General features: G+C 67.8%; 19 protein-coding genes. 11 read left to right on the top strand and 8 right to left on the bottom strand.

What is annotated here, in order from left to right:
* The first annotated feature begins 34 nt into the window (after nucleotides 1–34).
* Nucleotides 35–622 carry a hypothetical protein gene (locus ACVFYP_RS21030; protein WP_499202173.1) on the top strand — a complete coding sequence of 196 codons (588 nt, stop codon included), beginning with the start codon at nucleotides 35–37 and terminating at the stop codon, nucleotides 620–622.
* Between the two features lie 6 nt (nucleotides 623–628).
* Here the strand turns inward: ACVFYP_RS21030 and ACVFYP_RS21025 are convergent, their stop codons facing one another.
* Entirely contained in the window at nucleotides 629–1,906 is a 1,278-nt protein-coding gene (locus ACVFYP_RS21025; RefSeq protein WP_499202172.1) for an aspartate aminotransferase family protein, read from the bottom strand.
* Nucleotides 1,907–2,077: 171 nt separating this feature from the next.
* Complete coding sequence (gene rpsU / locus ACVFYP_RS21020) at nucleotides 2,078–2,281, bottom strand: 30S ribosomal protein S21 (RefSeq protein WP_007006360.1); 204 nt, start codon at nucleotides 2,279–2,281, stop codon at nucleotides 2,078–2,080.
* A 204-nt stretch (nucleotides 2,282–2,485) separates the two neighbouring features.
* On the opposite strand from rpsU, the gene def reads away from it, so the two are divergent.
* The 7 genes from def (at nucleotide 2,486) to ACVFYP_RS20985 (ending at nucleotide 7,310) form a co-directional block, all read left to right on the top strand.
* Nucleotides 2,486–3,010 (top strand): peptide deformylase, encoded by a 525-nt coding sequence (gene def / locus ACVFYP_RS21015; RefSeq protein WP_499202171.1) that lies wholly within the window; start codon nucleotides 2,486–2,488, stop codon nucleotides 3,008–3,010.
* A complete protein-coding gene (locus tag ACVFYP_RS21010; RefSeq protein ID WP_499202170.1) occupies nucleotides 3,007–3,585 on the top strand; it encodes a COQ9 family protein in 579 nt (192 codons plus the stop codon). Before def ends, ACVFYP_RS21010 begins: the two co-directional genes overlap by 4 nt.
* Before the next feature lie 294 nt (nucleotides 3,586–3,879).
* On the top strand, nucleotides 3,880–4,425 hold the full coding sequence (locus tag ACVFYP_RS21005) for a hypothetical protein (RefSeq protein WP_499202169.1): 546 nt from the start codon (nucleotides 3,880–3,882) through the stop codon (nucleotides 4,423–4,425).
* Nucleotides 4,426–4,438: 13 nt separating this feature from the next.
* Nucleotides 4,439–5,137, top strand: coding sequence for an ATP12 family chaperone protein (locus ACVFYP_RS21000; protein ID WP_499202168.1), 699 nt, complete (start codon nucleotides 4,439–4,441; stop codon nucleotides 5,135–5,137).
* Nucleotides 5,134–5,412 carry an acylphosphatase gene (locus ACVFYP_RS20995; protein WP_499202167.1) on the top strand — a complete coding sequence of 93 codons (279 nt, stop codon included), beginning with the start codon at nucleotides 5,134–5,136 and terminating at the stop codon, nucleotides 5,410–5,412. Before ACVFYP_RS21000 ends, ACVFYP_RS20995 begins: the two co-directional genes overlap by 4 nt.
* A 293-nt stretch (nucleotides 5,413–5,705) precedes the next feature.
* Complete coding sequence (locus ACVFYP_RS20990) at nucleotides 5,706–7,115, top strand: DEAD/DEAH box helicase (RefSeq protein WP_499202166.1); 1,410 nt, start codon at nucleotides 5,706–5,708, stop codon at nucleotides 7,113–7,115.
* Nucleotides 7,116–7,127: 12 nt separating this feature from the next.
* The gene (locus ACVFYP_RS20985) at nucleotides 7,128–7,310 is read left to right on the top strand and encodes a hypothetical protein (RefSeq protein WP_216876577.1); all 183 of its coding nucleotides are present in this window, start codon (nucleotides 7,128–7,130) and stop codon (nucleotides 7,308–7,310) included.
* Here the strand turns inward: ACVFYP_RS20985 and ACVFYP_RS20980 are convergent.
* Entirely contained in the window at nucleotides 7,307–9,103 is a 1,797-nt protein-coding gene (locus ACVFYP_RS20980) for a leucine-rich repeat domain-containing protein (RefSeq protein WP_499202165.1), read from the bottom strand. The two genes, ACVFYP_RS20985 and ACVFYP_RS20980, sit on opposite strands and share 4 nt — an antisense overlap.
* Before the next feature lie 73 nt (nucleotides 9,104–9,176).
* Between ACVFYP_RS20980 and ACVFYP_RS20975 the strand changes: the two genes are divergently transcribed.
* The gene (locus ACVFYP_RS20975) at nucleotides 9,177–9,329 is read left to right on the top strand and encodes a hypothetical protein (RefSeq protein WP_499202164.1); all 153 of its coding nucleotides are present in this window, start codon (nucleotides 9,177–9,179) and stop codon (nucleotides 9,327–9,329) included.
* Nucleotides 9,330–9,416: 87 nt separating this feature from the next.
* On the opposite strand, the gene ACVFYP_RS20970 is transcribed toward ACVFYP_RS20975, so the two are convergent.
* Genes ACVFYP_RS20970 through ACVFYP_RS20960 form a run of 3 tightly spaced genes read right to left on the bottom strand, consistent with a single transcriptional unit; the run spans nucleotide 9,417 to nucleotide 13,190 of the window.
* A complete protein-coding gene (locus tag ACVFYP_RS20970; protein WP_499202163.1) occupies nucleotides 9,417–10,382 on the bottom strand; it encodes a 2-hydroxyacid dehydrogenase in 966 nt (321 codons plus the stop codon).
* 19 nt (nucleotides 10,383–10,401) lie between these two features.
* Nucleotides 10,402–12,105 carry a gamma-glutamyltransferase gene (gene ggt, locus ACVFYP_RS20965; protein WP_499202162.1) on the bottom strand — a complete coding sequence of 568 codons (1,704 nt, stop codon included), beginning with the start codon at nucleotides 12,103–12,105 and terminating at the stop codon, nucleotides 10,402–10,404.
* Between the two features lie 53 nt (nucleotides 12,106–12,158).
* Entirely contained in the window at nucleotides 12,159–13,190 is a 1,032-nt protein-coding gene (locus tag ACVFYP_RS20960; RefSeq protein WP_499202161.1) for an L-idonate 5-dehydrogenase, read from the bottom strand.
* A gap of 146 nt (nucleotides 13,191–13,336) precedes the next feature.
* Here ACVFYP_RS20960 and ACVFYP_RS20955 point away from each other — a divergent pair, with 146 nt between their 5' ends.
* Together ACVFYP_RS20955 and add are read left to right on the top strand one after the other, a co-directional pair.
* Nucleotides 13,337–14,902, top strand: coding sequence for an ABC transporter substrate-binding protein (locus ACVFYP_RS20955; RefSeq protein ID WP_499202160.1), 1,566 nt, complete (start codon nucleotides 13,337–13,339; stop codon nucleotides 14,900–14,902).
* Nucleotides 14,902–15,978, top strand: coding sequence for an adenosine deaminase (add, locus tag ACVFYP_RS20950; RefSeq protein ID WP_499202159.1), 1,077 nt, complete (start codon nucleotides 14,902–14,904; stop codon nucleotides 15,976–15,978). Before ACVFYP_RS20955 ends, add begins: the two co-directional genes overlap by 1 nt.
* 102 nt (nucleotides 15,979–16,080) lie before the next feature.
* On the opposite strand, the gene ACVFYP_RS20945 is transcribed toward add, so the two are convergent.
* Together ACVFYP_RS20945 and lepA are read right to left on the bottom strand one after the other, a co-directional pair.
* On the bottom strand, nucleotides 16,081–17,061 hold the full coding sequence (locus tag ACVFYP_RS20945) for a tripartite tricarboxylate transporter substrate-binding protein (RefSeq protein WP_499202158.1): 981 nt from the start codon (nucleotides 17,059–17,061) through the stop codon (nucleotides 16,081–16,083).
* A gap of 40 nt (nucleotides 17,062–17,101) precedes the next feature.
* Nucleotides 17,102–18,907 (bottom strand): translation elongation factor 4, encoded by a 1,806-nt coding sequence (gene lepA / locus ACVFYP_RS20940; protein ID WP_499202157.1) that lies wholly within the window; start codon nucleotides 18,905–18,907, stop codon nucleotides 17,102–17,104.
* Nucleotides 18,908–18,924 lie beyond the last annotated feature (17 nt).

Below are 18,924 nucleotides of genomic sequence, written 5' to 3'. Positions count from 1 at the left end.
ATGCGGAGGGTTGCAGCCGGAAGGGCCCGTCTCGATGATCAATGGTTCACTCAGCATGGTCGATTTCGGCAAGCTGCCGGCCTCGCACCAAAGCGCCTTCCTGGTTCCCTCCGTGCGCGTCGAGACGCTGCCGAAGGACTTCATGCTGTTCAAGCTGACAGCGGGCAAGGCGCAGGCGACGCAGTGGGGGATCAGCCCCTGGTGGTCGCCGGTGAAGCCCTTCAAGGAAGACTATGAAGGCGCCCTCGGCCGCTACGAGCAGGCCAAGCTCAACGGCATCGATATGAGCGCGATGGTCCGCTTCATGTCGGCCGTCTGCGTCGACTGGAATGACTTGGACAACTTTGTCCAGATCAAGCTGAAGGATGAATGCCGGGCCTTCTGGGGGCTTTTCGCGCCGCAGAAGAAGTTCAGCGCCACGCCCCCGACGGCATCGGGCCGCGCCGCGGCGCGGGCGAAGGAATATCAGGTGAGCGGCGGGGCCGAACTGCCACCCGATCTGGGCGTGCTGGAGGCCTGGCAGCTCTATGTGCCGAACCTCAAGGAATCCGATATCAGCCGCAGCGGGGTGATCCCAGCGCATGACATGCACGCGCTGGCGCTGCATTTCGGGCTGGCCTGACAGGCCCTAGCCAGTCGCGGCAGGCAGGGTCGCCATGGCCCTGCCGAAGGCCGCAAGGGTTTGATCCACGTCCCGCGCCTCATGCGCGGTCGAGACATAGTACTTGCTGTCGCCCTTCAGGATACCGCTGGCCCGCAGGGTGCGGTTCACATGCCCCTGCATGGCCCGGTCGGCGCGCAGCGTGGCGCGGTAGTCGCGCACGGCGCCGTCCATATAGACGACGTCGAACAGGGTCGGTTCGCCGACGATCTGGGCCGGAATGCCGGCCTTGGCGATCTGGGCGGAGAGACCCTCCATGATCGCCCGGCCGGTGGCGAAGACGGCCTCATAGGTGCCGGGGCGGCGCAGGATTTCCAGCGTCTTCAACCCCGCCACGGAGGCCACCGGATTGCCGGACAGGGTGCCCACCTGCATCAGGAAGCCGTCATCGCCGACCAGCGCCTTGTCGAAATGCGCCATGATCTCCGCACGCCCGGCCACCGCCGCCAGGGGAAAGCCGCCGCCGATGGTCTTGCCCAGCGTGCAGAGGTCCGGTGTCACGCCATAAAACTCCTGCGCGCCGCCATAGGCGAAGCGGAAGCCTGTGACGACCTCGTCGAAGATCAGCACCAGCCCGTGCTTCGTGCAGAGATCGCGCAGCCCCTGGAGGAAGCCTGGGGCGGGCGGGATCAGGCGTTGCAGCGGCTCCACGATGATGCCGGCGATCTCCTCCCCCTGCTGCTCCACCAGCCGCTTCACCGCCTCCAGATCGTTGAAGGGGGCCACCAGCACGTCATCGGCGACGGATTTCGGGATGCCGGCGGAATCGGGGACGGGACGGGGGAAATTCGCCAGGTGCTGTGGCGCGAGGCTCATCAGCCCGTAATCGGACATGCCATGATAGCCGCCCTCGAATTTCAGGATCTTGTCGCGGCGGCGGAAGGCGCGGGCCAGGCGCATGGCATAGAGGTCGGCCTCGGTGCCGGAGCCGACGAAGCGGAGCTGCTCCGCACAGGGCACGGCGTCGACGATCGCCTCGGCCAGGGCGATGCCATGCTCATTATTGGCGAAGAAGGTGGTGCCGCGGCCGAGCTGGTCCTGCACCGCCTCGGTCACTTCCGGGTGGCAGTGGCCGATGAACATCGGGCCGGAGCCGAGCAGGAAATCCACATATTCGCGCCCGCCGACATCCCAGACCCGGCCGCCAAGCCCGCGTTCCAGGATCACATCCGCCGGAAAATTGCCGAAGCCGCCGGCCGGCAGCACCCGCCGCGCACGCGCCATCAGCGCCTGTTCGCGGTCCATCACCCCATCCATCGCCCATTCCCCTGTCAGGAGGGCGCAGTAGACGCGCTTGGGGCGGAAAGGTGAAGACGCACGAAACCGCGGGCTACGAGGGTTTAATCTCGCACCGCGGTATTTCGGCTCGTTCGTGGGTCGCGGCCCGCCGGGGAGGGGCGGGCGGTCGAGAAAGGCTTAGAAGCCTTCCCGTTCAAGCCGCTTGCGCTCCACCTTGCGGGCGCGGCGGACAGCCTCCGCAGCCTCACGCGCACGGCGCTCGGACGGCTTCTCGTAATGGCGGCGGAGCTTCATTTCACGGAACACACCCTCACGCTGAAGTTTCTTCTTCAGCGCCTTCAGGGCCTGGTCGATGTTATTGTCGCGGACGACGACCTGCACGCGATGGAACCTCCTGGTTCGGAATGGTAGGATGGGCGAAACGCGGATACGCGCCAGCGGGTCCAGCAGCCGTCCCGAAGGACAAGGCCCCGAACCCCCGACGCGAGGCGACATCCATAGCACGCGATTCGTCCCGAGCGAAAGACCCTCCCGCACCGCCGCGCACGCATTACCTTGGGGGCAGGCATCGGATTCCCCCGCGACATGGCTCTTCTGAAGATCGCCCGCATGGGCCACCCCGTCCTGATCCGGCCCGCGCTGCCGGTGGAGGACCCGACCGCGCCGGAAATCCGTCGCCTGGTCGCCGATATGGCGGAGACGATGGAGGATGCCTCCGGCCTCGGCCTGGCGGCGCCGCAGGTGCATGTCGGGCTGCGGCTGTTCGTCTGGCGCGGCGGCGCCGGCAATATCCTCGCCCTCATCAATCCCGAGATCGAACCGGTGGGGGAGGAGGTCGAGGAAGGCTGGGAAGGCTGCCTTTCCATCCCCGGGCTGCGCGGCCATGTGCCGCGCGCCGCCCGCATCCGCTTCCGCGGCTATGATGTGGAGGGGCAATTGGTGGAGGGGGAGGCGGCGGGCCTGCCCGCCCGTGTCATCCAGCATGAGACGGATCATCTCAACGGCGTGCTCTATCCGATGCGGATGACCGACCTGTCCCGTTTCGGCTTCAACGAGGAACTGCACCGCGCCGCCCAGGCCGAGCGTCGTGCCGAGGAGACAGCCGCATGATCGAACGCAGCGACGAACGGGACCAGGCGATCCGCGCCGCCCTGCCGCATGTGCCGGCGCTGGGCTGGACCCGCGCGGCGCTCTCGGCCGGCCTGACCGATCTTGGCCGCGACCCCCTTGAGCAGGAATGGCTGTTTCCGCGCGGCCCGGCCGAGGCGATCGAGGCCTGGCTTGACCTGGCGGATCGCGAGATGGAGGCGCAGGCGGCACAGGAAGACCTTCTTTCCCGCAAGATCCCCTCGCGAATCCGCCGGCTGATCCTGATCCGCCTGGAACAGGCGGCCCCGCATCGGGAGGCGGTGCGGCGCGCCTTGGCGCAGCAGTCGCTGCCCTGGAATCTGGGCAGCGCCCTGAGGACCGTGGCGCGCACGGCCGATGCCATCTGGGGCGCGGCGGGCGACACCTCCGCCGATTTCTCCTGGTACACGCGGCGCGCCACGCTCGCCGGAGTCTATGGCGCCACCCTGGCCTTCTGGATGCAGGATGAGGAGCCTGGCCATCCGGCGACCATCGCTTTTCTGGACCGGCGGCTGGCCGGGCTGGCGCGTTTTCAGCAAAGGAAACGATCAGCCTGACGTCGCGTTCATGCCCCGGACACTGTGAAGGAGCCAGGGGTACATGAAGGGCATTCTGTTGTGGCTGGTCGGGTTACCAATCCCGATTATCATCGTCCTCTACCTGATTGGAATCTTGTGAAGATGCATCGGGCGTAATCGTGCTGGCATTTGCCCGCGGATGCTGTAAAGGCATGTCTCCACGGGATGCCAAGGGGGCCGGGGGGCTCCGCCACACGTTTGGTTGACGCAACAGTGTTTGCGCCAGCGAGGCTGATGGGGCAGGGAAGGCGTCCCCAGGGGAGACTCCCACGCATGCGCCGCAACCTGACTGTCCGCCTCCTCCTCGCCGGTGCCGCCGTCGCCATCGGCGGCCCGGCTCTCGCCCAGGCCTGCGCCCAGCCCAGCGAACGCACGGCCTTTGAATTGCGTGCCCTGCAGAGCCAGCTCATGGTCGCCGCCATTACCTGCCAGCGCGATGGGGACTACAACGCCTTCGTCCGCAAGTTCCAGGGCGAGCTCGGCGGCGCCTACAACACCATCCGCGCCCATTACCGCCGCACCGCCGGCGCCCAGGGTCAGCGCGCGCTGGATGGCTACATCACGACCCTGGCCAATGAGCAGTCGCAGGACGGCATCCGCCAGGGCTCGCGCTTCTGCCAGAACATCACGCCGCTGTTCCAGGCAGCCTTGTCGCAAAGCAATGGCAGCACGCTCGCCGACCTGTCGATGGAGCGGAATGTGCTGAACCCGGTCACCGTGGCCGCCTGCCCGGACCGTCCGGCGCCGGCCGCGACCACGCCGGCCCGCCGTCGCCCGGCCGCCAACACCCGCTCCGCCGCGGTGTCGCGCGACCGCTGATCACGGCTGCGACGTGAAGCGCTTCTGGAACGAAGCGCGGGTGGCCGAAGGGGGGGATGGCTACGCCATCCTGCTCGACGGCCGCCCGATGCGCCTGCCCGGCGGTGGCCCCATCCGCGTCGCCTCCCGCCCCCTGGCGGAGGCGCTCGCGGAGGAATGGCAGCGCGCGGGCGGTGCGAAGGATGGGGAGATGCGGCCCGAGGATGTGCCGCTGACCCGCCTCGTCGGCACCGCCATGGAGCGAATCGCCCAGGCCCGCGAGGGCACCATCGAGGCCATCGCCCGCTACGGCGAAACCGAACTTCTGTGCTACCGCGCCGACCACGGCCGCCTTGCCGAGTTGCAGGCGGCGGGCTGGGACCCCTGGCTTGCCTGGGCCGCGCGTGACCTGGACGCCGCCCTGCGCGTCACCACCGGCATCATGCCCATCGCCCAGCCGCCCCAGGCGCTGTCCGCGCTGCACCGCGCGGTGGCGGCCAAGGGGCTGATCGAATTGGCGGCGCTGGGCGTCGCGGTGCCCGCCCTCGGCAGCCTGGTGCTGGGCCTCGCCATGTCGGCGGGGCAAGTGACGCCGGCCGAAGCGCATCGCCTGTCCACATTGGAAGAGTGCTTCCAGGAGGAGCGCTGGGGCCACGACGCGGAAGCCGCCGCGCGGCGCGATTCGGCCGCCGCCGATGTGGCGCTGGCCGCCAGGCTGTTGGCGCTGGGATGACCCTGGCGCTGCTGCTGGCCATCGAGGGCCGGGTGCAGGGCGTGGGCTACCGGGACTGGATGCGGCGGCAGGCGCGCCGATTCGGCGTGGCAGGCTGGGTGCGCAACCGGCCGGATGGCAGCGTGCAGGCCCTGGTGGCCGGCCCCACCGACTCCGTGCGCGCCCTGATCGCCGCCTGCCACCGCGGCCCGATGCTGGCGCGGGTGACTCGGGTGACCGAGACGCCTGGCGCGCCACCTGAAAGCGAGGACTTCCAACGCCTCGCGGATGGCTGAGCCAGCGATTTATGCTGCACCGCCAAAAATTCTTGTCGGGTTAGCGATTCTGTCCTAAGAGGCGCGGGTCGGCGGGTGGTTTGCCCGCCGCGCCCCGGCCGCGTGAGCGGGCCCGGCGCCGTCACCCCGCGAGGGGGACCGGGCGCCTGGAGGCCCGGACCGGGGCGCTGCCTTCGCCTGAACAGGGCGCGGCTTTGCGGACAACATCGGACCGGCCCCGGCACGCGGGTTGGCCCACCGCCACCCACCGTCCGCGCCAACGCCGGACGGCATGACCGGATTCGAATAGTTTCATGAGCTTCAGTGAACTCGGCCTCGACCCGCGCATCCTCCAGGCGCTGGAACAGGAAGGCTACACCACCCCCACCCCGATCCAGCGCGATGCGATCCCGCACGCCATGGCCGGCCGCGACATCCTGGGCATCGCCCAGACCGGCACCGGCAAGACGGCCGCCTTCGGCCTGCCGCTGCTGCATCTCCTCGCCGAATCGAAGGGCCGGCCGCCGCGCGGTGGCTGCCGCGCGCTGATCCTGTCCCCGACGCGCGAGCTGGCGAGCCAGATCGCCGACAACCTGAAGATCTATGGCCGCCACCTCGGCCTGACCGTTTCCGTGATCTTCGGCGGCGTGCCGCATGGCGCGCAGCGCCGGGCGCTGGCGAATGGCATCGACATCCTGGTGGCGACGCCGGGCCGGTTGCAGGACCACCTGGATGAGGGCTCCGCGCGCCTCGACATGGTGAATGCCCTGGTGCTGGATGAGGCCGACCAGATGCTGGACAAGGGTTTCTGGCCCGCCATCCGCCGCATCCTGCCGAAGCTGCCGGCCAAGCGGCACACCATGTTCTTCTCCGCCACCATGCCGGCTGAGGTCGCCAAGCTTTCCGCCGAGATCCTGCGCGATCCGGTGCGAATCGAAGTGGCGCCGGTGGCGACGACGGCCGAGCGCGTGGCGCAGAAGCTCGTCGTCATCGAGCAGGGCCGCAAGCGCGGCAAGCTGGCCGAGCTGCTGAAGGGCGAGGGCGTGGGCCGCGTGCTGGTCTTCACCCGCACCAAGCACGGCGCCGATCGCGTGGTGAAGAACCTGGAAGCCGACGGCATCGCCGCCAACGCCATCCATGGCAATAAGAGCCAGGGCCAGCGGGAACGCGCGCTGTCCGACTTCAAGTCGAACCGCGCCCCGGTGCTGGTCGCCACCGACATCGCCGCCCGCGGCATCGACGTGGATGGCGTGACGCATGTGATCCAGCACGACATGCCGGACACCCCCGAAGCCTATGTCCACCGCATCGGCCGCACCGCGCGCGCCGGCGCCAGCGGCATCGCCATCGCCATGTGCGCGCCGGATGAGCGCGAGAAGCTTTGGGCCGTGGAGAAGCTGATCCGCATCTCCATCCCCGCTTCCGACGAGCGCCAGGATGTGAGCGTGCCGATGTACCGCACCGGCGGGCGCCCGGATGCGGTGAAGCCTTCCGGCGGCAATCGCGGCCGCAACAGCCCGTCCCGCGGGCGCAACGGCGGCGGCGGCGGCGGCGGCGGCCAGGGCCGCGGCGGCCAGCCGCAGGGCGCCCCGCGCGGTGCCGCGCCGAGCGCCCCCCGCGGCGGCGACCAGCCGGTGCGCCGCCCGGCCGCGGCGGCCGCGGGCCAGAAGGACCGCAGCTGGCGCGAAGGCGATTTCCGCGATGGCGCCGCCCGCGGGCGATAAGGGTTTTCGGCCATGCGCGAAACGGTGCTGATGAAGGGTGAGATGGCCACACGGGTCATCGTCACCACCGAAGCGGGAACCGAAGTGCTGGATGAGGAAGACGAGGTGCTGGAGTCCTACCCGGACGACCAGCACGCGACGGTCCTGGCCCGGTTTCTGGGGCAGGGGTGGGAGGTTGAGGAGGACGGGCCTTAGCGGGGGCGGTTTTGCTCTTCCCAGTTCCGGAAACCGCCATCGCCAAGGCGGTTAACTGCGAGTTGTCCGCGGATCACGTGAAAAGTGGCACCATCCTTACGGATGGTGAGGCTCTCGATCGACTTCAGCGGTGTCAGGTCGGTCACTTTCGTTGAATCAAGCCCGAGTTGCGTCAAGCTTGTCAACTCAGACAGAGGCGACAGATCTGTCACATCCGTCCCGTCAAGATTGAGCATCCGGAGACTGCTGAGGCCTACCAGTGGTGCCAAGTCAGTCACTCCGGTGTCGCTTATATCGAGCCTCTCTAGACTGATCAGCCCGGACAGCGGCGATAGATCGCTAATTGATGTCGCTCTCAGCTGGAGCGAATCAATGAACGGAACCCACTCGGCAGGCGGTCTCTGGCCTGCCAGAATCATCAGCCTCACCGCTTCAGGGTTAAAATTCGCGGGCGGATCTTGCCGGTCGCCTGACTGCGTCACCGGCGTTTGTTGTCTCGCACGGTCTTCATCATCCTTGCTTTGGGAACGGGTGAGCACGTGACGAATTGCGGCTGCGACGTCAGCAGGCATATGCATTGCTAGTCTTAGTGCCTGTTCTTCTCCACGTGCCAGGAAGGTACTAGCAGCTTGAACAAGCTTGGACTTGGTGGAAAAGTCCGAGCCAATCGCCCCCGTGTAAAAAGCCGTGGTAAGCGCAAGTGCCTTAATGGCCACTGTACGCGTTAGCAGATTACGGGCCGTGGAAAGACCCCTGTAACCGGCCTTCTCGGCTTGAAACCCTTGGCCCTGCGCTGTCTCTAACGGCTCGCTCGCGCGAGCAACATCCTCTTGAGACAGGGCGTCTGCTGCCCCAGCCAGATGAATGAGAGTGTGCGCATCCTCAAGTTGTGCGCGTACTGCCACAAAGAGTTCAGGCCTTGTTAGCGCGTCACGCCTGGCGCTGTCCCAGCGTACAACACTCGGAAAGGTTCGAAGCCAGGGCGCGAGTGTTGATAAGGCATCGACGAGGGCGCGGCGAATATCCGGGGCGAGAGGGTCGTCGATTGCATCAGGCGATCTGCTCAGCATGTCGTCTAGTTCAACGAAAGATGCGAGGGACATAGTTCGATCGTAAAGTTCCACCAACTGGTCTGGAATTGTATATGTGGGTTGATTCTCTAGCGCATCATGAAGTTTTTGTACTTTATTTGGCAACGCGCGCCAGCTGCGTTGATTATCAAGGCGTTCGTCAATTGCCTCTTTCAGATCCTGAAGTTTCTCAATGATTATAAGATGACGCTTGGCCATGTTCGGTTGGCTAGCGACCGCATGGTCGTCTGACTGACCCTGTTGCAGAACTAGTCGGCCTTCACCCTCTTCGAAGATTGCTCCATCGGGCTCTGGCGGCGTCGCTGCCAATGTAGCGCTTACGGAGGCATCGAGCCCCGCAGGGGATATATTTTCGCGCTGCTCTGCAAAATCGATGGTTTGGCTTGGAGGTCTCACGTCAATGGGCCTTTGGGCCTGCTGCCACAGCGTCTCGAGATTGCCGGGCCGCTGCCCTGCGCTATCGAGGAGAACGGTCATTAACCCTTCCAGGTTGTCGCGGCTGGGAAGTGATATGGCATTGCGCCAGTTGCGGACGCTTCGCGGGTCAACACCCAAAATAGAGGCAAGACGCTGATGGGTGCTGGGGACTCCGCTCCGCGCCATCCTGCCGGTGTCGATGGCGGCCGCCAGCGCCGCGGCGAAGGCGCGATAGTCCGACTTCGCCTTTCCGCTGCTTTCCGCCGATTTCCGCGCGCGCGCCATGCTTCCCTTGTTGGTATCCCCGTTTCCGCGAGCATGGGTTCTTTAGGAGGCCGGATCAATCGGAGTTCTGGCCATGCTCACCGCCATCGTCTTCACCATCGTCGCCTGCCACTACTGCCGGGAAGGCTGCTGCGGCCATGCCGACGGCCAGGGTCGCTGGTCCATGTGGGCTGTCGCCTTGGCCTATATGGTGCACGCGGCTGAATACGCGCTGCGTGCCCACTGAATCGGCCGGGTCCGGGGGCGGCCCCGCCCCCGGCGGGGTCCAGGGGCAGCGCCCCTGGCCTTACCTCAAAATGCGCCAGCCCACTCGTCAGACCACCCGGTCCTGCTCCGGAATCTCCTCGCCCTTCGAAACCCGCACCATGTTCCCCAGCCAGTGCTGGATGCTGCGGCGGCTGTTTTCGTAGGCGGTGCTGGCGCAGTGCGGGGTGACGATCACGTTGTCCATGTGCAGCAGCGGGTGGTCGGCGGGCGGGGGTTCCTGGTCGAACACGTCGACGGCGGCGGCGCGGATGGTGCCGTTCTTCAGTGCGGCCACCAGGTCGGCCTCCACCACCACGCCGCCGCGGGCGACGTTGATGATCATGGCGCTCGGCTTCATCTTGGCCAGGGCCGCCGCGTTGATCATGCCGGCGGTCTCGGGCGTAAGCGGGCAGTTTAGGGACAGGAAGTCGACCTCCGCGAGCAGGTCGTCCAGCGCGCGGTATTCCACGCCGAGTGCCTTCGCCTGGTCCTCCGGCAGCTTGGTGCGGGAATAGTACAGCACGCGGCAATCAAAGCCCTGCAGGCGCTTGGCCACGCCCTTGCCGATGGCGCCGAGGCCGATGATGCCTACGGTCTTGCCGGCGACCATCACCGACTGCTTCCACACCTCGTTCTTGGCCCAGCCGCCGGCGGCGGTGCTGTTATGGGCGGGCACGATGCGGCGGGCGAGGGCCAGCATCAGGCCGATGGTGAAGTCGGCGACGGGCGCGGCATTGCTGCCCGTGGTGCGCGCCACCTGGATGCCGTGGGCGCGGCAATAGTCCAGGTCGATATTGTCGATGCCGACGCCCCATTTGTGCAGCAGCTTCAGCTTCGGCCCGGCGGCCAGAACCTCCGCCGGCACGGGCACGTCCCACCACAGGGCGTAGTCGGCATCGGCGACTTCGGCCTTCAGATCCTCGACGCTGCGGCCCTTCACGGCGGTGGCCGAAAAGCCCTCGGGCAGAAGCGATTGGATGATCTCGGCCATCTCGCCGGCGATGGGCTGCAACAGGGCGATTTTCTGGGTCATGCGGTTGTCCTGGGGAGGGTCAAGCGGAAGGGGTGGTGGCGGTCTCGAGCACGAAGCGCACGCCGGCGCGCGCCAGCCCGCCGCCGAGCGCCACCACCGAACCATCGGCGCGCCAGCAGGCGGCGCCGGTCATCGTGCCGTCGTCGTGGAAGGCAATGCCGTTCATGCCGCCGCCCAGCGTGGGTGCGCGCTTGATGGTGTGGCCGCGCGCCGCCAGCGCCGCCGCGACCTCCGCCGGCACGCCGGGTTCCAGCTCCAGCGCCAGGCCTTGGGTCCAGATGCGCGGGGCCTCGACGGCCTGTTGCAGCGTCATGCCGTGGTCGATCAGGTTGAGCACCGCCTGGAAGGCGGAGGGGAAGATGCGTAGCCCGCCTGGCAAGCCGAGCGCGAAGGCGGGCTTGCCGTCCTTCAGCGCGATGGTCGGCGCCATGGAGGTATAGACCCGCTTGCCCGGCTGCACGGACAGTGCGAGGCCCGGCCGCGGGTCGAAATTGTGCATGTAGTTGTTGGCGATCAGCCCGGTGCCGGGGATCGCCATGCGGGCGCCGAACAGCGCGTTGATGGTCTGCGTCGTGGCGACGATATTGCCCGCCGCATCGGCCACCGTGACATGGGTGGTGCAGTTGGACTCGCCGAGGGAGGGATGCGCGGTCCAGGCCTTGGCGCGCGCCATGTCGATCTCCGCCCGGCGCAGATCGGCGTAGCGGCGGGAGGTGAGAAGCTCCACCGGCACATGGACGAAGTCCGGATCGGCGGTGGCCACTGCACGGTCGGCGAAGGCCATCTTCAGCGCCTCCGCCACCAGGTGCCAGGAATCGGCGGTGCCGAAGCCCATGGCGGCGACGTCAAAACCCTCCAGCACGTTCAGCATCTGCGCCACATGCACACCGGCGGAGGCGGGTGGCGGCGGGGCGAAGACGTCGAAGCCGCGATAGCTGCCATGGATCGGCGCGCGCTCGATCGGGCGGCTGGAGGCGAGGTCGGCGCGGGTGACAATGCCGCCCGCACGCGCCAGCGCATCGGCGACCAGGCCGCCCAATGCGCCGTCATGCAGCAGGTCGGGGCCTTCCTTGGCGATGGCGCGCAGCGTTTCGGCATAGGCGCCCTGGATGAACCGGCGGCCGGCGGCGAGCTTGGTGCCGCCCGGCAGGAAGCGCGCGGCGAGGTCCGCATCCCGCGCCAGATCGGCGGCTGCATCGCCGATGCAGTCGGAGAGATAGGGCGTGACGCGAAAACCCTCGGCGGCGAGCTGGATGGCCGGCGCCATCACATCCGCCAGCGACCAGCTTCCGAAGCGGGCCAGCGTCTCGGCCCAGGCGCGCAGCGAGGCCGGGACGGCGACGGAGAGGGCGCCGATCGCGTTGGTGCGGCCCTCCACCTCCCGCTCCTCCGGCGGCATGTCGGTGCGGGGCGTGTACATTGTGGGGGTGGCGGCGGCGGGGGCGGTGGAGAGGCCATCCATCACCGCGTGGCGGCCATCGGCCATGCGGATATGGCCGACGCCGCCGCCGAGCACGCCGACCATCATCGGCTCCACCACGGTCAGCGCGAAGAGCGTGGCGATGGCGGCATCCACCGCATTGCCGCCTTCCAGCAGCACGCGGGCGCCGGCGGCGGATGCCATCGGGTGGTTGCTGGCGACGACGCCACGGGACCCGCTGGCGGGTGCCTTCTCGCAGGTCAGCGCGAATCCGTTGCGGCCCACCTTCATTACCTTGCTCACCCCAGCTGTCAGAACGCAGTTTGGGCCGGGGCGGGGTAGGGGGGAAGAGGGGGTCAGAAGGCCAGTTGGACCTTCATCGCCCGGCCGCGATCGGCGGCGAGATCAAAGGCGGCGACGGCGTCCTCCATCGGCACCACCTCGGTCAGCAGCGGCATCGGGTCGATCGCGCCGCGGGCGAGGATATCCACGGCCAGCGCAAATTCCTCGTGGAACCGAAAAGTGCCGCGCAGCGTGATCTCCTTCGCCACCAGCGTGTTCAGCGGCACGGAGGCATCGCCGCCGATGCCGACCTGCACGATGGTGGCGCCCGGCCGCGCCGCGCCGATGGCGCCGGCGAGCGCCAGGCCGCTGCCGGCGCATTCGAAGACCACGTCAAATGTGCCCTTGTCCGCGCCATAGGGCGCCAGCGCGTCGGGCTCCGCCCGCAGGTCATGCGTGGCATCGGCGCCGAGCTGCCCGGCCATCGTCAGCGGCTTTGGCGTCAGGTCCGTCATCACCACCTGCCGCGCGCCCGCATGGCGCGCCACCAATAAACAAAGCATGCCGATGGGGCCGGCGCCGGTGATCAGCACGCGCGCGCCCATCAGCGGCCCCGCCTGGCGTGCTGCATGCAGGCAGACGGCCAGCGGCTCGGCGAAGGCAGCGCGTTGCAGCGGCATGTCGGCGGGCAGCTTCACCGCCTGGGCCGCGTCGCAGACCAGGTGTTGGCGAAAACCGCCATCGACATGCGGCATCCGCATCGCGCTGCCGTAGAAGCGCATGTCGAGGCAATGCTGCGCCTGCCCCGCCAGGCAGTAGCGGCAGGTGCCGCAGGGACGGGAGGGGTTCACCGCCACCTTGTCGCCCACCGACAGCCCCGTGACGTTGGGGCCTGTTGCCGAAATCTCGCCGGCGATCTCGTGGCCCAGCACCATGGGCTGGCGCACCCGCACCACGCCGAAGCCGCCATGCAGGTAGTAGTGCAGGTCGGACCCGCAGATGCCGCCCTGGCGGATCCGCACCGCGACCTCGCCCGGGCCGGGCGGCGTGGCCTCCTGGTCCTCCACGCGCAGGTCGTGTGCGGCATGAATGACGATGGCGCGCATGATGGTCCTCCCCTTTGGCACGATGCTTGTCGTTTCCGGCGTGCCGATCAAGCGGGGCGCGTTGACGCTGGCCGAGCCGGGCGGCACCTTGCCCGGCGAAACGCCGCCACAGCCCCCCAAAATCCGACCCGCCAGGAGTCCGCGCCATGTCGCGTGCCGCCCTTTCCCTGTTCGCCGCCGCGTTGATCGCGGCTGCCGCCCCCGCCGCGGCGCAGGCGCCCGACCGCGCCCGCACGCTGCGCGTGGCGCCGGAGACGCTGACCACGGTGCTGGACCCGCATTTCACCACCAGCTTCACGACGCGCGACTTCGCCTATCTGGTCTTCGACACGCTGGTCGCGGTGAACGATCGGTGGGAGCCGACGCCGCAGATGCTGGAGCGGTGGGAGCGCAGCGCGGACGGCCTGACCTGGACCTTTGTGCTGCGCGACGGCCTCGCCTGGCATGATGGCAGCCCCGTCACGGCGGAGGATTGCGTCGCCAGCCTGCGCCGCTGGGGCGCGCGGGATGCGCTGGGCGGCGCCATGATGCGCGCCTCCGCCAGCCTGGATGTCGTGGATGCCAAGACCTTCCGCCTGGTGCTGCGGGAGCCCTTTGGCCTGGTGTTGCAGGCCTTGGGCAAGCCGGGCGCCATGGTGCCGATGATGATGCCGGCGCGGCTGGCCGCGACGCCGCCGACGCAGCAGGTGACGGAGGTGATGGGCAGCGGCCCCTACCGCTTCGTGCGGGAGGAATACCGCCCCGGCGATCGCATCGTCGTCGCGCGCAACGCCGCCTATCGCCCGCGCGCCGAGCCCGCGGTCTGGGCCAGCGGCGGCAAGGTGGCGCGGATGGAGCGGGTGGAGCTGCTCGCCATGCCGGATGTCTCGACCCAGGTTTCGGCGCTGACCACCGGCGAGATCGACTATGTGGAACGCCTGCCGGCCGATGTGCTGCCGATCCTGGAGCGCAACCGCGCGGTGACGGTCGCGACCGTCTCGCCCTTCGGCTACCAGGGCATCCTGCGCTTCAACCATCTGCACCCGCCCTTCGACAATCCGCAGGTGCGGCGCGCGGTGATGCTGGCGGTGAACCAGGCGGATTATCTCGCCGCCGTCGCCGGGAGGCCTGAGTACGCCCGCGAATGCCGTTCCATGTTCGGCTGCGGCACACCGCTGGAGACCACGGCGGGCATGCCGGCCTCAACGGACCTGGAAGCGGCGCGGCGCATGCTGCGCGAATCCGGTGCGGACCTTTCGCGCCCTGTCGCCATCATCCACCCCGCCGATGCGCCGGGCATCGCGGCGCTTGGCCTGGTCTCGCAGGGTCTGCTGACCCAGCTCGGCTTCCGGGTCGATCTGCAGACCATGGACCTCAACACCTACTTCGGGCGGCGCGCGCGGCAGGATGGGTGGAACCTGGCGCATACCACCAACACGGTGCCGGACATGCAGTCCCCGCTGCTGAACCCCTTCGTGAATGGCGCCGGCCGTGTGGGTGGGTTTGCTGGATGGCCCGCGAATGCGGAGGTGGAGCGGCTGCGCGTGGAATTCGCGCGCGCGCAGGATGACGCTGAACGCAAGCGCATCTCGGACGAGATTCATCGCCTGGCGGCGGAGGATGGCTTCTACATGCCGCTCGGCCAGTTCACCGCGGCCAGCGCCTGGCGGTCGGACCTCAACGGCGTGCTGCGCGGCCCGGCGATGTTCCTCTGGAACATGGAGCGCCGCTGATGCTCTCCTTCTCCGACTATCTCGATGCCGTGCCGAAGGTGGAGCTGCATCTGCACATCGCCGGCGCGATCCGGGCCGAAACGCTGGACGAGCTGGCGGCGAAGAACGGGGTGCGCCTGCCGAAGCCGGCCGCCGAGATGTACCGCTTCGAAACCTTCTACGATTTCCTCGACATCCTGCGGCTCGGCGCGCTGGCGGTACGGACGCCGGCCGAGTTTTCTCGCATTGCCTTCGAGTGCATTGAGGACCTGCATCGGCACGGCAACGTCCGCCACACCGAGATCTTCTTCAACCCGCACTACTTTGCGCCCAACGGTGTCACCTATCCGGAGATCGTGGACGGGCTGCTGGAGGGGCTGGCGCGCGGGCACGCCGCCTATGGCGTCTCCGCCAAGCTGATCGCCTGCATCGACCGGAGCGTCTGCCTACCCTCCGAATCCCTTCAGATGCTGGACTGGATGGCGAAGTGGCGGCGCGCGGAGGTGATCGGCATCGGGCTGGATGGGGCCGAGCGCGCCGGCCCGGCGCATCTCTGGGTCGAGGCCTGGCGGCAGGCCGGGCGCGATGGCTACCGCCGCACCGCCCATGTCTGCGAGGACAATCAGGCGCTCTTCGAGGCGCCGCCGATGCACTACAGCCTGTGCCGCGACATGCTCGGCTGCGACCGGCTGGACCATGGCTACAACATGCTGGCGGACCCCGCCGTGGTGGCCCGCGCGGTGAAGGACCAGGTGCCCTTCACCATGGCATGCTGGTCCGGCATGGCATGGAACCGCGCGCCGCGGCGCCAGCGGATCAAGGCGATGTTCGACGCAGGGCTGAACATCAGCCTGGGCACCGACGACCCGACCATCTTCGACACCACCATGGGCCATAGCTGGCGCACGGTGTTTGCCGATCTCGGCTGGGGTGTGGCGGAGGCGCGGAAGCTGAGCCTGGCGGGGCTGGAAGGATCCTGGCTGCCGGAGCCAGAGAAGGCCGCGATGCGCGCCGAATTCGGCGCGACGCTGGATGCGCTGGAGCGCGACCTGGACCCCGAGGATCGCGTGCTGGACCTCTCCGTCACCCGCCGCTGAAACAGAAAAGGCGGCCCGTTTCCCGGACCGCCCTTCCAACCACCACAGCCACCGCACAACAGCCGGCCCATTTCGCCAGCAGACCGCGGCAGCGTCCCAAAATCAGTCGGCGAACTGGCCGGCGGCCTGGATCAGGGGGCGCCACTTGGCGATGTCGGCCTGCCAGAATTCGCGATGCGCTTCCGGCGTCGCGCGTGCCACCGGGACCGGGCTGGTGCCCAGCGCCGCGAAGCGCGTTCCAACGTTGGTGTCCTGAAGCGCGGCGACCAGGGCCTGGTTCAGCCGCGCGATGATCGGGGCAGGGGTACCCTTCGGGGCATAAAGGCCGTGCCAGACGCTGACCTCGAAGCCCGGCAGGCCGCCCTGGGCCGCGGTGGCCAGGTCGGGCAGGGATTCCAGGCGATCCGCCGTGGTCACGGCGAAGGCGCGGATGCCGCCGGCCTTGATCTGTTCGGTGGTGTTGGTGGTCTGGTCGCACATCAGGTCGACGGTGCCGGCCAGCAGGTCGTTCATCGCCGGGCCGGTGCCGCGATAGGGCACGGTGGTCATGCGCGTGCCCATCGCCTGCATCAGCAGCAGGCCACACAGATGGCTCGCCGCGCCGATGCCGGCATTGGCGTAGTTGAGCTTCTCGCCCTCCCGCTTCACCAGCGCCACCAGCTCCGCCATGTTCTGCGCCGGCAGGCCGTTGCGGCCGACGAGTGTCATCGGCACCTCGGTCACCAGGCCCAGTGTCTCGAAGCCGTTGATCGGGTCATAGGCCAGGCGGCGGTACAGCGTCGGGATGGTCGCCATGCCGATGTGGTGCATCAGGATGTTGTAGCCATCCGGCCGGGCCTGGGCGGTGCGCTGCGCGCCCAGCGTGCCGCCGGCGCCACCCACATTCTCCACCACCACGGTCTGGCCGAGATTGGTGCTCATGGCCTGAGCGATCAGCCGCGCCACGGTGTCCGTCGGCCCGCCGGCGGCGAAGGGCACGATCATGGTGATGGTGCGGGTGGGGAAGGCCCCCTGCGCGAAAGCCGGCGCGGCCAGTGCGGCGCCGGCAAGACCCAGAAGGCCACGCTTTCCGATCTTGGTCATTTTGTCTCGTTCCCCTCAGTCACACTTCTCGTTCGGGCGTTCAGGCGTCCATCTTCAGGGCGGCGATGAAGGCGCTCTGCGGAATTTCGACCTTGCCGAACTGCCGCATGCGCTTCTTGCCTTCCTTCTGCTTGTCCAACAGCTTGCGCTTGCGGCTGATATCTCCGCCATAGCACTTTGCCGTGACATCCTTCGACATGGCGCTGATTGTCTCACGCGCAATCACGCGCCCGCCGATCGCGGCCTGGATCGGAATCTTGAAGAGCTGGCGCGGGATCAGCTCCTTCAGCTTTTCGCAGATCTGCCGGCCGCGGCGGTCCGCCTGGGTGCGATGCGCCATGAAGGACAGCGCGTCCACCGGCTCCGCGTTCACCAGGATGGAGATCTTCACCAGGTCGCCCGGCTGGTAGCCATCGACGGTGTAGTCGAAGCTCGCATAGCCGCGGCTGACGGATTTCAATCGGTCGTAGAAGTCGAAGACCACTTCATTCAACGGCAGGCGATAGACCGCCATCGGGCGGGTGCCGACATAGGTCAGCTCCACCTGCTCGCCGCGGCGTTCGTTGCACAGAGTGAGGACGGAGCCGAGATATTCCTCCGGCACCATAATGGTGGCCTTGATCCAGGGCTCGCTGATTTCCTCGATCACGCTCGGGTCCGGCATATCGGCCGGATTGTGCAGCTCCGTCTCCTCGCCGTTGGTCTTCTTGATCTTGTAGACAACGGAAGGCGCCGTCGCGATCAGGTCCAAGTCGAACTCGCGGGAGAGGCGTTCCTGCACGATCTCGAGGTGCAGCAGGCCGAGGAAGCCGCAGCGATAGCCGAGGCCGAGGGCCGCGCTGTTTTCCATCTCGTAATGGAAGCTGCTGTCGTTCAGCCGCAGCTTGCCGACGGATTCGCGCAGCTTCTCGAAATCATCCGCATCCACCGGATACAACCCACACCAGACCACGGGGATGGAGGGCTTGAAGCCCGGCAGGGCCTCGGTGGCCGGGTTGCGGTCATCCGTCAGCGTGTCGCCGACATTCGTATCCGCCACGGTTTTGATCGCGGCGGTGACATAGCCCATCTCGCCCGGGCCGAGGCTTTCCACCGCCACCATCTTGGGCGTGAAGACGCCGACCTGCTCCACCGTATGGGCGGTGCCGTTCGACATCATGCGGATCTTCATGCCCTTGCGCAGGCGCCCATCGCGCACGCGCACCAGCACCACCACGCCGAGATAGGCGTCGTACCAGCTATCGACCAGCAGGGCGGTCAGGGTCTTGTCGGCATCACCGGTCGGCGGCGGCAGGCGGGTGACGATGGCTTCGAGCACGCCTTCGATGTTCAGGCTGGTCTTGGCCGAAATCATCACGGCGTCGGAGGCGTCGAGCCCGATCACATCCTCGATCTGCTGCTTCACCCGGTCGGGCTCGGCGGCGGGCAGGTCGATCTTGTTCAGCACGGGCACGATCTCATGCCCCGCATCCAGCGCCTGATAGACATTCGCCAGCGTCTGCGCCTCCACGCCCTGGGAGGCATCAACCACCAGTAGCGAGCCTTCGCAGGCGGCGAGCGAGCGGCTCACCTCATAGGCGAAGTCGACATGGCCGGGCGTGTCCATCAGGTTGAGGATATAGGTCTCGCCGTCATTGGCCTTGTAATGCAGGCGCACGGTCTGCGCCTTGATGGTGATCCCACGCTCCCGCTCCAGCTCCATATTGTCGAGGAGCTGTTCCTTCATGTCGCGCAGCGCCACCGTGCCGGTGGTCTGGATCAGCCGGTCCGCCAGGGTCGATTTCCCATGGTCGATATGGGCGATGATCGAGAAGTTACGGATGCGGGAGAGGGGTGTGTCGGTCATCTGTTTCCGGGCGCCGG

The sequence above is a fragment of the Roseomonas sp. F4 genome, from assembly GCF_053891155.1.
The sequence above is the reverse complement of the archived record's forward strand: the minus strand, read 5'-3'. Positions and strand labels throughout refer to the sequence as shown.